Origin of the sequence: Paenibacillus sp. tmac-D7 (assembly GCF_006519665.1) — a bacterium.
Classification (GTDB): domain Bacteria; phylum Bacillota; class Bacilli; order Paenibacillales; family NBRC-103111; genus Paenibacillus_G; species Paenibacillus_G validus.
This window is the reverse complement of sequence record NZ_VIDW01000007.1, coordinates 67,498-81,205: the sequence shown is the minus strand read 5'-3', so window position 1 is coordinate 81,205 and position 13,708 is coordinate 67,498. Positions and strand designations below refer to the sequence as shown.

Annotated in this window: 11 protein-coding genes; 2 read left to right on the top strand and 9 right to left on the bottom strand. The window is 53.0% G+C overall.

All coding sequences use genetic code 11. The features are described from left to right. Positions 1-10: 10 nt before the first annotated feature. The 5 genes from urtE to FKP33_RS07265 form a co-directional block, all read right to left on the bottom strand. Entirely contained in the window at positions 11-709 is a 699-nt protein-coding gene (urtE, locus tag FKP33_RS07285) for an urea ABC transporter ATP-binding subunit UrtE (protein WP_141334376.1), read from the bottom strand. Further along, positions 702-1,451 (bottom strand): urea ABC transporter ATP-binding protein UrtD, encoded by a 750-nt coding sequence (urtD, locus tag FKP33_RS07280; protein ID WP_054796496.1) that lies wholly within the window; start codon positions 1,449-1,451, stop codon positions 702-704. Before urtD ends, urtE begins: the two co-directional genes overlap by 8 nt. 19 nt (positions 1,452-1,470) lie before the next feature. Further along, positions 1,471-2,544, bottom strand: coding sequence for an urea ABC transporter permease subunit UrtC (urtC, locus tag FKP33_RS07275; protein WP_127608900.1), 1,074 nt, complete (start codon positions 2,542-2,544; stop codon positions 1,471-1,473). 6 nt (positions 2,545-2,550) lie between these two features. Beyond that, the gene (urtB, locus tag FKP33_RS07270) at positions 2,551-3,408 is read right to left on the bottom strand and encodes an urea ABC transporter permease subunit UrtB (protein WP_054799448.1); all 858 of its coding nucleotides are present in this window, start codon (positions 3,406-3,408) and stop codon (positions 2,551-2,553) included. A 71-nt stretch (positions 3,409-3,479) separates the two neighbouring features. After that, positions 3,480-4,721 (bottom strand): transporter substrate-binding domain-containing protein, encoded by a 1,242-nt coding sequence (locus FKP33_RS07265; protein ID WP_230876116.1) that lies wholly within the window; start codon positions 4,719-4,721, stop codon positions 3,480-3,482. Between the two features lie 452 nt (positions 4,722-5,173). Here FKP33_RS07265 and FKP33_RS07260 point away from each other — a divergent pair, with 452 nt between their 5' ends. Beyond that, positions 5,174-8,071 (top strand): transporter substrate-binding protein, encoded by a 2,898-nt coding sequence (locus FKP33_RS07260; RefSeq protein ID WP_258313403.1) that lies wholly within the window; start codon positions 5,174-5,176, stop codon positions 8,069-8,071. Positions 8,072-8,104: 33 nt separating this feature from the next. Here the strand turns inward: FKP33_RS07260 and rpoN are convergent, their stop codons facing one another. Next, positions 8,105-9,412, bottom strand: a complete 1,308-nt coding sequence (rpoN, locus tag FKP33_RS07255; protein ID WP_181410066.1) for an RNA polymerase factor sigma-54 — start codon at positions 9,410-9,412, stop codon at positions 8,105-8,107. A gap of 218 nt (positions 9,413-9,630) precedes the next feature. On the opposite strand from rpoN, the gene FKP33_RS07250 reads away from it, so the two are divergent. Then, the gene (locus tag FKP33_RS07250) at positions 9,631-10,566 is read left to right on the top strand and encodes an aldo/keto reductase (RefSeq protein ID WP_127608902.1); all 936 of its coding nucleotides are present in this window, start codon (positions 9,631-9,633) and stop codon (positions 10,564-10,566) included. A gap of 106 nt (positions 10,567-10,672) precedes the next feature. On the opposite strand, the gene FKP33_RS07245 is transcribed toward FKP33_RS07250, so the two are convergent. Genes FKP33_RS07245 through FKP33_RS07235 form a run of 3 tightly spaced genes read right to left on the bottom strand, consistent with a single transcriptional unit; the run spans position 10,673 to position 13,702 of the window. Beyond that, on the bottom strand, positions 10,673-11,665 hold the full coding sequence (locus tag FKP33_RS07245) for a tripartite tricarboxylate transporter substrate binding protein (RefSeq protein WP_127608903.1): 993 nt from the start codon (positions 11,663-11,665) through the stop codon (positions 10,673-10,675). A 41-nt stretch (positions 11,666-11,706) separates the two neighbouring features. After that, positions 11,707-13,212 (bottom strand): tripartite tricarboxylate transporter permease, encoded by a 1,506-nt coding sequence (locus FKP33_RS07240; protein ID WP_127608904.1) that lies wholly within the window; start codon positions 13,210-13,212, stop codon positions 11,707-11,709. A 13-nt stretch (positions 13,213-13,225) separates the two neighbouring features. Further along, positions 13,226-13,702, bottom strand: coding sequence for a tripartite tricarboxylate transporter TctB family protein (locus FKP33_RS07235; RefSeq protein ID WP_164751896.1), 477 nt, complete (start codon positions 13,700-13,702; stop codon positions 13,226-13,228). Positions 13,703-13,708: the final 6 nt, after the last annotated feature.

The window sequence follows — 13,708 nt, the reverse complement described above, 5'->3', positions numbered from 1 at the left end:
AAATCAAAAATCAGATGGTTAAATACTTTTTAATCGTATCCGTGGAAACCTCCCGGGTATTTCCCGAGTTGACGATCTGCCCTTTTTCCATGACGTAAAACCTCTCGGCGATCTTGAACGCGAAGTCCAGATTCTGCTCGACGATAAAAACCGAAAGCGACTTTTCCTCATGGACCCGGTTCAGCGTTCTGGCGATTTCGGCGACCACATTCGGTTGGATGCCCTCCGACGGTTCATCCAGAAACAGAACCTTCGGCTTGGACATCAAAGCGCGGCCAATGGCAAGCTGCTGCTGCTGTCCCCCTGACAATACACCCCCTTTCCGTGGCAAATGCTCCTTCAATGCCGGGAAATATTCCAGCATTTCTTCCATCAGCCGGGCGGTTTCCTTGGGATGATGGGCCATGGCCCCAAGCTCCAGGTTTTCCTTGACCGTCAGCATCGGGATAATTTCCCTGCCCTGCGGCACATAGGCGATGCCCATCCGCGATCTCTCGTTGGCCCGGGTACGGGTTATTTCCTTGCCCTCCCAGGTAATGGCGCCTTCCTTGGGGGCCAGCAGGCCGATCAGGCTTTTCAGCAGCGTGGTCTTGCCGACTCCATTGCGCCCCATCAGGCAAACCTTGTCGCTCTTGCCTACCTCGAGGCTTACCCCGTTGATCACCCGGCTTTTTCCGTATGAGACTTGGAGTGCGTTAGCGTTAAGCATGGGCATCCTCCTTCAAATAAACCTCCTGCACCTTCGCGTTTTGCTCGATTTCGGCAAGCGGCCCCTCGGCCAGAAACTTCCCCTGGTGCAGTACGGTGACGATATTGGAAATTTGGCGGACAAACGCCATATCGTGCTCGACTACGATAACGGAACGATCCTTGAACACCGTCAGAATCAGCTCGCCGGTTTTGTAGGTTTCCTCCGCCGTCATGCCTGCGGTCGGCTCATCCAGGATGATCAGCTTGGGGTCCTGGGCGAGCAGCATGCCGATCTCCAGCCACTGCCGTTCGCCGTGTGACAAATTGGCCGCCATCCGGTCGGCTTTGCTCTTCAGACCGATCGTGGACAAAATATGCTCGATGCGGTCCTTGATGTCCGCCTTCTTTTGATAGAAAAGGGCTTGAAATACGCGGTCGAACCCCCGGAACGCCACCTCGATGTTTTCCATCACCGTCATGTTGTCGAACACGTGCGGGTTCTGAAATTTCCGCCCGATGCCGAGCTTGGCCGTCTGATAGGGCTCCATGCCGGAAATTTCGTGGTTGTCGTACAGGATCCGCCCCGACGTCGGCTTCGTTTTGCCCGTTATCAGATCCATCAGCGTCGTTTTGCCGGCCCCGTTGGGCCCGAGAATGACCCGCAGCTCGCCTTGGTTCACCGAAAAGTTCAAATCGGAGATCGCCTTGAACCCGCCGAACTGCACGGTCAGCCCGATTGTTTCGAGTATTTTGTCGCCCATGTTTGCCACCTGGCTTTCTTTATAGAACTTCGCCCTTGCCGTAAAGAAGGGGCTCTTCCACTGTCGCGCTCTTCTTGCGTAAACTCCGGTCGTTCCACCAGTTTTCCAGCGTTCCGTAGATGCCGTTCGGCAGGAACAGCACGATCAGCACCATCACGGCGCCCAGAATCAGCTGCCATAGCGTCGGATACTGCTCGGACAGCAGGTTCGACAGCCAGTTGACCACGAACACCCCGACGATCGGCCCCATCAGCGTGCCTCTGCCGCCGATCGCCAGCCAGATCACAAGGCCCGTCGACATCGCGATACCCGTATCCTGCGGCGAAATAAAGCCGTTCATCGGCACGTACAGCATGCCCGCCAGCCCCGCCAGCAGTCCGGAAACCGTAAAGATGAAAATTTTATAGTTCGCCGGATTGTAGCTCAGGAAGCGGATGCGGCTCTCGTCCTCGCGGATCGACTTGATGACTTTGCCGAAATGCGATTGGGCCAGCCAGCGGGTGAAGAAAAAGGCCAGGACCGTGACGGCCAGCACGACATAATAATAGGAAGTAAGACTTAACGGCTCGCCGTTGATCGGAAACCGCGGCAGTCCCATCAATCCGTTGAAGCCGCCCGTATAGGCCTGCAGGTTGATGACCAGCATTTCAAACAATTTGGCCAGCGCCAGCGTAATGATGGAGAAGTACACCCCGCTCACCCGGCTCTTGAATACGAAAAATCCTATGAGGGCCGCCAGCACCGCCGGCAGCGCCAATCCGAGAATCAGCGCCATCGGAATGCTTTGCAGCGGCTTCATCACCAGCGGAATTTCCGTAATGTTGAAGCGGGACATAAAGGACGGAATCCCTTTTTGCAAGCTGTAAGCGAGGGCCAGCATATAACCCCCGAGCCCGAAAAATACGGCGTGCCCCAGGCTCAAAAGCCCGGTATAGCCCCAGATCAGGTTCAATGAAAAGGCGAACAGGATGAACACGATGAATTTTCCCATTAACTCGACGCGGAATTCCGAAGCGAACAATGGAAAGACGACCAGGAATACGAGAGTCAGCGCCGCAAAAGTATGGTTGAGACCGAATTTGTTCGTTGGCACAGCCTTCTACCTCCTTTCCATCCGGAACAAACCTTCCGGCTTAAACCGAATGACTAGAATAATGAGCAGGAACACGACAATTTTCGCACCGGTTTCGCCCATAAATGTGGTCAGCAGCTGGTTGCTTTCGCCCATTGCGGCGGAGCCGAACACCGCGCCCATGAGAGACCCTACGCCGCCCAGCACGACGACCATGAAAGAATCGATCATATAGTCGAGGCCCATCGTGGGCGACACGCTCTTGATCGGCGACAGAATCGCCCCGGCCAGTCCGGCCAGCCCCGCTCCGAAAGCGAAGGTATAGGCGTCGATACGGGAGGTGTTGATGCCCAGGCATTCGCACATATCCCGGTTTTGCGACACGGAACGGAGCTGGATGCCGAACTTCGTTCTGAACATGGCGAAGGCTGTGGCCAGCACCATCAATAAGGCGATCCCTGCAATAAACAGCCGGTAATACGGCAAGGCTACGTCCCCCACGTTCATCACGCCCTGGAACGGGCTGGTCACGGATTTACCATCGGGACCGAAGATCATCCGGATCAGCTGCTGAAGAAAAATGGAGATACCGAAGGTGGCGAGCAAGGTTTCCATCGGTCGCCCGTACAAACGGCGCAGCACAAACTTTTCCAGCAGCAATCCGACCAGCGCCGTCACAATAAAGCTGACGATCATGCCGACGACAAACGGCATATGCCCCACCGTGCAGATCATATAGGTCGTGTAAGCTCCGATCATGATGAGCTCTCCATGAGCCATATTAATAATTTTCATCACCCCGAAGGTGATTCCCAAACCGATGGCGACGATCAATAAAATACCCGCCACGCTGATTCCGTCGGCAAACTGCTGCATGATGCCCATCTTGTCCTCCTTTCGGCTCGGAAGGGAGTACGGAAAAGGCATGTTCCTTTTCCGCCCCGTCCGTCACCCTTTTACTTTTTCCAGGGTTCTTCGTGATTAGGGAACAAAGCTTTGGCCCAAGGCTCGGGATAGATCGGCTCTGTAGTGCTTTGAACGATTTCGAATTGGCCGCTCGCATTGATTTTACCGATCCGCGAGTTCAACCAGGCGTGGTTGTTTTCCGCATCGATTTTGACCGTTCCCTGCGGCGCTTTGATTTCAAGTCCGGCAAACGCGCTGATAATCGTCTCGGAGTTCGTTAGATCCGTCGCCTTTTTCAAAGCTTCGGCGAGCAGCAGCGTCGAGAAGTAGGAGGCTTCCATCACCTGCGTGATCGGCTCCGTCTTGCCGTATTTCGCCTGATAGGCATCGACGAATTTTTTGTTTTCCGGCGTATCCACCGTTTGGAAATAAGCGGCCGAAGAGATGTGCCCCTTCGCTACGTCGGCGCCCATCGATACGATCTCCGATTCGGCGGTAACGGGACTCGCGATCGGCATAACGGCCGGGTCCAAACCGTAGCTCTTGTACTGCTTATAGAAGGCGGCCACGCTGTCGCCGACGAGATCGGAGAAAATCACATCCGGCTTGGCTTCCTTGATTTTGTTGATCACGGACGCGAATTCCGATTGGCCGAGCGGCACGTACTGCTCGCCGACCACTTCGCCGCCGTTTTGCTTCAGCAGCTCCTTTACCTGTTTGTTGGTTTCAACCGGGTATACATAGTCGGAACCGATGAAATAAACTTTTTTGCCTACATTCTTGGTCAGCCATGGAACGAAATCCTGAAGCTGCTGATTGGGTGTGGTGCCGGTGTAAATAATGTTTTTGGAGTATTCTTCGCCTTCATAGTAGGTCGGATAAACGAGCACGCCCTTGTACTGCTCGACGATCGGCAGCATCGCCTGGCGGCTTGCGGAGCTGTATCCGCCCACGATCGCCGTAACCTTGTCCTGCTGGAGCAGCTTCTTGGCCTTCGTCGCGGCGCCGGAAGGCTCGGAGGCATAGTCTTCCTGTACGGGGGCGATGGTTTTTCCGTTGACGCCGCCGTTTTTGTTGATCTCCTCGATGGCAAGCAGGGCCGCGTTCGCCATTCCTTTTTCCGTTACGGCCAGGGAGCCGCTCAACGAGAACAGGACGCCCACCTTGATCGCATCGCCGCCGGCTGCGGTATTCGTGGCGGCTGTGCCGCTCTGTCCTCCCGCGCACCCCGCGAGGACGGAACATGTCAGGATCATGGATAAAAGCGCCGATACGGTTTGTTTTTTGAACATTTTCACAAGTACCACTCCCATTTTCTTTTTTATGCCCAGCCTTTCTAACAACACACTGCAAACCCCTTCCCTGATTTGTTAACTAATCTTACGCATTCAGATTAGATACAAACGGCGATTTGTGCTTTCGATCTATTTAATAAGCAAATCTTGTGCCAACCGATCGAAATAATTGAAAAAAATTAAAAAAAATGATTCCGCCCTTCCCAAACACAGTTTTTATGCGGGAATATATATTACATTAAAGGTTATATATTTATTTAATTTTAACCCCTCTCCACGCCGAAATTAAAAAATAATAGGGATTGAACACAAAATGAACAAAAGTTGTGTTATAATAACTGACACATTGTAATATTATTGCTTTTTACCGTGTTTCACTTTTATTACATTTCATGGACACCAAGAGTGCGTCATATCCTATTACGAACTAAAAAGGGGCGTTATGTGACATGAACATGCAGGGCGGGGAACTGAAGGTGGGTATTTTGTTTTCCCTCACAGGACCTACGGGGATTACGGAACGGGGGCAGTATCAGGCCAGCCTGCTGGCGATCCGGCAAATCAACGAACAGGGCGGCGCCAACGGCAAACGGCTCATTCCGATTGTGGAGGATATTGCGTCGGACCCTTGCCTCGCGGCCCAAAAGGCGGAAAAGCTGATCGTATCCGACCGGGTCGCCGCCATTGTCGGCTTATATACGTCGGCCTGCCGCAAAATGGCTATCCCTGTATTGGAGAAACACGACACCCTGCTTTTCTATCCGACCTTATATGAAGGAGCCGAGCAGCACCGGAATATTTTCTACTGCGGTTCACTCCCCAACCAGCAGCTGCTGCATTTTATCCCCTGGATTATCGGACATCTGGGCAAAAGCTTTTATCTGATCGGATCGGATTACATTTATCCGCGGGAAACGAACCGGTATATCCGGCACCTGGTTGACAGCTGCGGGGGATCGATAATCGGCGAAACCTATGTCGCCCTGGGGGACACGAAGTTCAGCCAGCACCTGCAGGACATCCGCCGAGCCAGTCCCGACGTTATCTTCTCCACGCTGGTCGGCGACAGCGCAGGGGCCTTTTACCAGCAGCATTACCAATACGGCTTCAAGCAGCCGATCGCCAGTTCGATTACGGCGGAAACCGAAATCTCCGCGATCCAGCCTTCCTATGCCGCAGGACATTACTCCAGCTTTCCTTACTTTAATACAATCGACAATCCCGCCAACCGGCAGTTCGTTTCGGAATACAGGCGCACCTACGGCACGGATACGATAAGCTCGGTGATGGAAAACGCCTATAACTCGGTGTTTTTGCTGGCTGAGGCGCTGCGCCGGTCCAAGGAAACGTCCACGGACGCCATCCGCCGCGCCCTGTCCGGACTCAAGCTCGAGGCGCCCCAGGGGCAAATCGTCGTCGACCACAAAAACCAGCATTTGTGGTTAAACTCCCGTATCGCCCGGGTCGATGACAGCGGCCGGTTTCAAATCGTGTGGGAATCGGAGACGCCCCTGCCTCCCGTTCCGTTCTTTGAAGCGGAACAGAAGCAGACGGACGCCGGACAGGAGGAGCTGTTCCGGGACGTACTGGAGAAGCGGTTGACGCGCAACGAGTTTCTGCTGAAGGAATTAAAAAAGGCGACCGGATTTCTGCCCTTCACCTTCGCCTTTTTCGATCCCGAGGGCGTACTGCTGGACGTTTTTCCGGACGAGACACCGCCGGACCCGGAACTGCTCCGACTGCTGCGCCTGGGCGGCAGCCAGTGGATTCGCCATCCGTTGGACAAATCCGGCATCGGCCTGGCCTTGACCGGGCATACGCCGTCTTACACAAGCGCCGATTTGCGGGAAATACCGGGGCTGCCGTCCTGGACCTCCGCGGGGCTGCCAGTCAAAAGCGAAGCGGACACCGTCCCTATGGGGGTGCTCGGCGTCTTTATCAAAAAGGGCGGCGAAGACGATGCCGGTTACCCGCTCGAAAGCTTGTCCCGGTTAGCCGCAGCCTGCGCCGAGCTTACCCGCAAACACGACGACTACTTTTCCTTATCGAAAATGATGCAGGATGTGTCCGACCAGCTTTCCAAAAGCCTGTTCGTGCTGCGCAAAGGAAAAATCGCGTTCCATAACGAGGCGGGCCGGAATTTGTTATGGAGAAAACGCGATCTGGTGCATTCGGCTCTGTCGGATATTGCTTCGGACAACCGCGAGGAAGCGAACTACATGATGAGAAAGCAGGACTCCGACAGCTTATACGAAATTCAGATCGTCAAAAAAACGGAGTTTCACTATGTCTACTTCAAACAGTTGGGCCATCGCGCCACACCCGGCCGGAGGGACAAAAACAAGCTTACGACCAAAGAGCTGATCGGCTCTGACGGCAATTTCCTGCGGACCGTATCCCTGGCCAAATCCGCAGCGAAGACGAACGCCAACGTGCTGCTGCTCGGGGAAAGCGGTACAGGCAAGGAATTGTTCGCCCGCGCCATTCATAATGAAAGCGCGAGAAGAGATAAGCCTTTTATCGCCATCAATTGCGCCGCTATTCCCAAAGAGCTGATCAATGCGGAATTGTTCGGTTATATGGAGGGAGCTTTTACAGGGGCCAAAAAAGGGGGAAATGCCGGCAAGTTCGAAGCCGCCGACGGGGGAACGTTATTTCTCGACGAAATCGGGGATATGCCGTTCGAGCTTCAGGCCACTCTGCTGCGTGTTCTTCAGGAGAAGGAAGTGATCCGCGTAGGAGGGCACAAGCCGATTCCCGTGGATGTCCGCATCATTGCGGCAACCAACAAAAACCTGAACCAGGAAATCGCGTATAACGGGTCGTTCCGCAGCGATTTATTTTACAGGCTGAACGTGTTTACCATCGAGCTCGTGCCCCTGCGCGAACGGATCGGCGATGTCGCCGAGCTGTCCGCCCATTTCATCGAGGAACTGTCGATCGAAACCGGCCGCCCGGCAAAAGAGATTTCCCCGGAAGCCATCAAGGTGCTGATGGACTATAGCTGGCAGGGGAATATCCGGGAGCTGCACAATGTGATGGAACGGGCGTTTTATTTATCCGACCGTTCGCCCCATATCAAGGTCATCCATCTGCCGCAGTACATTGTGCACAGCCTGCAGAACGAACAGCCCGGAAATCAGCCGAATCTCGCGGAAATGTTCCAAAACTTCGACCACATCAAGGAAATCAAGCAAAAGGGAGAGGAAAGCGAGCGGAATGTGTATATCCAGGCGTTGATAAGAAACAAGGGGAATATCAGCAGGACGGCCAAGAGCCTTGGGATCTCGCGAACTACACTGTACCGGAAGCTGGAGGAGTACCAAATCAAGATCGGCAAGGAATGAACTGCCCCCCTTGCCGCTGCCGCCGAGCAGACATTACGAGCGGGCCGCGCGCCGGCTCGACGGGGCGATGCCCATCTCCTCCCTGTATTTGGCGACGGTTCTCCGGGAGATGCTGAGCCCGGCCGCCAGAAGAGCTTCCGCCAGCTGCTGGTCGGACAAGGGCTTGGCTGCGTTTTCCAACCGGATCAACTCTTTGATTTTCCGCTTGATATGATCCGCCGACACGGCCGGCCCTTCCGAGGCATAAACGCCCGATGCGAAAAAATATTTCAACTCGAATATGCCCCTCGGCGTCTGCGCGAACTTCCCGGCAACCGAACGGCTGACGGTGGATTCGTGCATGCCAATCCGCTCCGCGACTTCCTTCAGCGAAAGGGGCGCCAGGCTGCCCTTTCCCGTCCGGAAAAACTCCGCCTGCGCTTCCACGACGGCTTCCGCCACGAGCCGCAGCGTCTTCTCGCGCTGGGACAGGCATTTCAGAAGCCATTCGGCGGAAGAAAGCTTCTCCTTCAAAAACTGCCGCTCCGGGTCTCCCGCCGCCGCCAGCTCCGACATTCCCTTGTAAAAGCCGTTGATCCTTACGGACTTGGATATCGAGCGGACACGAATATCGAAACCTTCCTCCCTTTGTTCGATGACGATGTCCGGTATCACATAGTGGGGCTTGTCGGCTTGGAATATCGCCCCAGGGCGGGGAACCAGCGCCGTAAGCCGGCAGGCCGCCTCGCGGATCTCGTCGGCATCGGCCCTCAGCTCCTTGGCGATCCGCTTGATACGATTGGCCGCCAGATCCTCCAAATGTCCCTCGACGAGCCGGTAAACGAGACTGTCCACTCCGTGCGTAAGCCGCAGTTGAATAAGCAGGCATTCTCTCAAATTCCGCGCCCCTACGCCGGCGGGGTCCAGCTCCTGCACCCGGTTAAGGGCAAGGTCGACGATCGCCGGACTGATTCCGAGATCCCCGGCGACCTGCTCGAGCGGCAGCGCCAAATAGCCGTTATCGTCCAAATTGCCGATCATATACTTCGCCGCCTCGTACACTCCCGCAGGGAGGCCTGTCAGACAGTTCAGCTGGCGAAGCAGATGCTGCTCCAGCGTGGGGGCAGCGTTCGCCGCCATCGCAATGGGATCGTATTCCGGAGCAGCTGCGGAGCTCCCCGCTACCCCCCGATTATGGAGCATCGTCCCGAAATCGGCTTCCAAAACAGGGTTTTCATCGGCCTGCTGATTGATAAATTCGATCAGCTCCATATTGGAGCTTTGGAGAATATACAGGCTTTGCTGCATGTTGGCGGTGACCGCCAGCTTCTGGGTTTGTGTCAGTACGAGTCTGTTGTTCACAGTGATCCCAGGCCCCTTTCTTACAAGAAAGTAACATAAACCCTCTTTTTCTTCATTAATTAACATCAATTATAATCATTTTCGGCGCAATCTCAAGAAGAAAATAACTTATTATGTTATTATATATAACATTAATAGATGGCAGCCTTCCGGTTTCGGTTTTTTTTCTTCTTTTTGGTATAATGAATATATTCCAAAAAAAGGAGATGAGTGGTAACATGGGAACAAAGACACGTTTGGGGAAAACCGGGCTGTACGTCAATCCGATCGGGCTCGGCGCCAATGCGGTTGGCGGCCATAACCTGTTTCCGAATCTTAGCGACGAAACCGGAAAAGAAGTGGTGCGCACCGCGCTCGGCAACGGGATCAACTTTATCGATACGGCCTACATATACGGTCCCGAACGCTCGGAGCAATTGATCGGCGAAGTGCTCAAAGAACGGGGCCGCCGCGAAGATGTCGTTATCGCCACCAAAGGCGCGCACAAACCGGTCGACGGCAAGATGACGGTGGACAACTCCCCCGCCTTCCTGAAGCAAGCGGTTGAAAACAGCCTGAAGCAGCTGCAAACGGACTATATCGATTTGTTTTATATCCACTTTCCCGACGAGCATACGCCTAAGGACGAAGCCGTGGGCGCATTGAAGCGGCTGAAGGATGAAGGGAAAATCCGCGCCATCGGCGTATCCAACTTCTCGATCGAACAGCTGAAGGAAGCCAATAAGGACGGCTACGTGGACGTGCTGCAAAGCGAATACAACCTGTTCAAACGCGGCGTCGAGCAGGAAATCCTGCCCTATACGGCAGCCAACGGCATCTCGTTCGTCCCTTATTTCCCGCTGGCTGCCGGACTGCTGGGCGGCAAATACAACAAGGACTCGAAATTCGAGGACAGCCGCGCCAAAAACCCGCTGTTCCAAGGCGAGGAATTTGTCCGCAATCTGGACAAGGTGGAGCAGGTCCGTCAAATCGCGGAAGCCAAACATGCGGACGTGGCGCACGTCGTGCTCGCCTGGTATCTTACCCGCGACTCGATCGACGCGCTGATCCCCGGCGCGAAAAGACCCGAGCAGGTGCTTAACAACCTGAAAACCCTAGAGGTATCGCTGACCCCCGAGGATATCAGGAATATCGACCAAATTTTTCAGGCGTAACCCGCGAACTGCGGCTCTGACTCCGCTTGCGGTTTCGACAAGAACGCTGCAAGCGGGGCGTACAGCAAAGAACCCCCTTCCAATTTGGAAAGGGGTTCAACTTAATTTACTTAAGTTTCATAGTAGGAATCAGTTCAGAGAAATATTTGAATTGTTCATCTGCAAACTTGCCAAAATCTTCAGGTCCTTTATAGATCGCGAGCATACTCCGTTCGTCCGCAAACTTTTTGAACGCATCCGATTCAACGGCATATTTCAAAGCGTCAGCCAGCACGGTTTTCACTTCATTCGGAGTACCTTTTGGCACTACAAATCCACCCCATCCTGCAAACTGAACATCAATCCCTTTTTCCTTCAGTGTCGGGACATCCGGTAAATTTTTATCCCGTTCAGCAGTCATAACGGCAAGAACCTTCAGCTTCTTGGCTTCCAGCCCGCTTTTCACTTCCCCGGTGCCGACCATGACTGCATCGACATGGCCTCCCATTAATGCGGTTACAGCGGGAGCAGCACCATCAAAAGGAATATCGGTGAATTTAACGCCTGTTTTATTGGCAAATGCGCTGGCGGCAACGTGCCATATGGAGCCTGATCCCGAATTGCCCACTTTGACTTGCTCCGGATTTTTCTTGGCGAATTCGATAAACTCTTCAATCGTGTTATAAGGAGCGTTTGCTGCAACGGTAACGGCTGCAGGAACCATCGTTGCTTGCCCAATGAGATCGAACTTGCTTGGCTCCAAATCAGAGAGTCCTAATGGTTTATGCATAGCGAACTCCGCAGGAACATATCCTATGGTGTATCCGTCTTTGGGACTGGCTTGAACGAAGGACATCCCTACGCCGCCTGTGCCGCCTGGTTTATTTACGATTACTACGGGCTTCTTAAGTTTTTCCTCCATGCCCTTGGCAACCATACGGCCTGTGGCGTCTGAAGCGCCGCCTGCAGCGAATGGAACAACTAACGTAATTTCTTTTTCCGGGAATGCTGCTTGTGAGGCTTGTCCCCCTTGCGTTCCCTCTGTTCCCTGTGTACCTTGTGTGCCACAACCAGCCAACAAACCTAAAGACAAGCTTGCAATTAATGCGATTTTTTTCATTGTTCGTTCCCCCATGAAGGTTTTTTATGGTTTAATGCATGTTACATCTCGATATCCGCGGCAAAACCGGATTTCTTTTTCCTGATTTCGGCGATGACGCTAAGAACTAGCACAATAAGAGAAATGACTAACAAGGAGCCGGATAACGGCCGTTGAAACAACTCCAGCAAGTTGCCATGAAACATTTTATACGACTGCAATAAAGAGCTTTCCATGAGCTTGCTTAATACAAACGTCAATACAATGGGTGCCATGGGAATGTCGAGTTTTTTCATGACGTAGCCGATGATGCCGAAAACAAACATGACGCCAACATCCCAGAGGCTGTTATTGACGGTATATGCCCCTAGTACAGAAATGATCAGGATAATCGGATACAGGAGCTTGGCAGGAACCATCGTAATTTTTGCCCACATCCCCGCCAAAGGCAAATTCATGATCAGCAAAAAGAAATTGCCGATAAACATACTTGCGATAATCGCCCAGACGAAGCCCGGGTTATTCTGGAACAGCACTGGCCCTGGAGTAAGCCCATGCATGATGAAAGCTCCCAAAAGAATCGCAATGGTCGGTGAGCTTGGAATTCCCAGCGTGAACAATGGAATAAGCGCTGCTCCGCAATACGAATTGTTGGCGGTTTCAGGACCGGCAACACCTTCGATTGCACCTTTCCCGAAACGTGAAGGATCTTTGGCAATCTTCTTTTCCAATGAGTAGGAAAGCAGAGCCGGGATGACAGAGTTCGTGCCCGGGATCAAGCCCGTTATAAATCCAAGCACGGTTCCCCGGCCTATAGAGTTCACCGTCGGTTTCCATTCTTCGCGTCTGGGCAGAAGCCCTTTCACTTTGGCCGGTTTCTCCGAATTTGTGAGGTTCTCCATACCAAGCAGGATCTCCGAGAGCCCGAACAAGCCCATCGCGATAGTGACTAAATCAAACCCGTTCATTAAATACGGCTCGCCGAAAGTGAACCGGACCGCTCCGGAAACAGGGTCCATCCCGACCAGAGACAATGTTAACCCGATGAACGCCGCAATCAAACCCCGAACGAGCGACTTGCCCATTAAACCAATGACCATGATGAGACCGAATACCATCAGAGCGAAAAATTCCGGCGGACCGAACCGCAAGGCAAAGTCCGCCAAGACCGGGCCGATCAATGCCAGGCCGATGATCGATACGGTCCCTCCGATGAAGGAGCCGATCCCCGCCACACCAAGGGCAACCCCTGCCCTTCCCTGCTTAGCCAAAGGATGGCCGTCCAAGCAGGTAATAACGGATGCTGCCTCTCCGGGCGTGTTAATTAGAACGGAAGTGACGGTCCCTCCATACATACCGCCGTAATAAATCCCAGCCAACATAATAATGGCGGAAACCGGTTCCATCCCAAAGGTTACCGGAATCAGCAAGGCTGTAGCCGTTGTGGGGCCAAGCCCGGGCAATACGCCTACAAACATCCCTACAGTAACGCCAATCAAGCAATACAGCAAATTCCACCAGGTAAGCGCTGTCTCGAAACCTGCAAGCAATTGCATAAGAGATTCCATTTACTTCCTCCTATTACCATCCAAACATGTTGACTGGAAGCGGAATATCAAAGAATGATTTGAACACTATAAACAATATGATGGATGTTACTGCCGAGATGGCGAGCCCCGAATACCACTTATATTCGCGAACAAGCAGAATAAAAAGCAATACGGTGCTTGCAATAATAAAGCCGGTAAAATTCACAATGAGCATAAACACAACCACCGACGCCAGAACGGACAAAATATTTCCTAACTCTCGACCCTTGGGAAAAATATCTTTAAATTGGAACACTTCTTTTTTTACCGATTGCCAGATATAAACGATAGAAATAATGATCAGAATGCCGCTCAGCCATCTGGGAAACATACCGGGACCAGGTCCGAAAGCCGTGTAATATTTCAGAGAGAAGGATTGCCAAAAAACAATGGAAGCGAAAATAAGCAACACAATACCTGTCCAAAATCCCGCATTTTTTACTAAACCGCTTTCTTTCGCATGATCCAAGCCGTT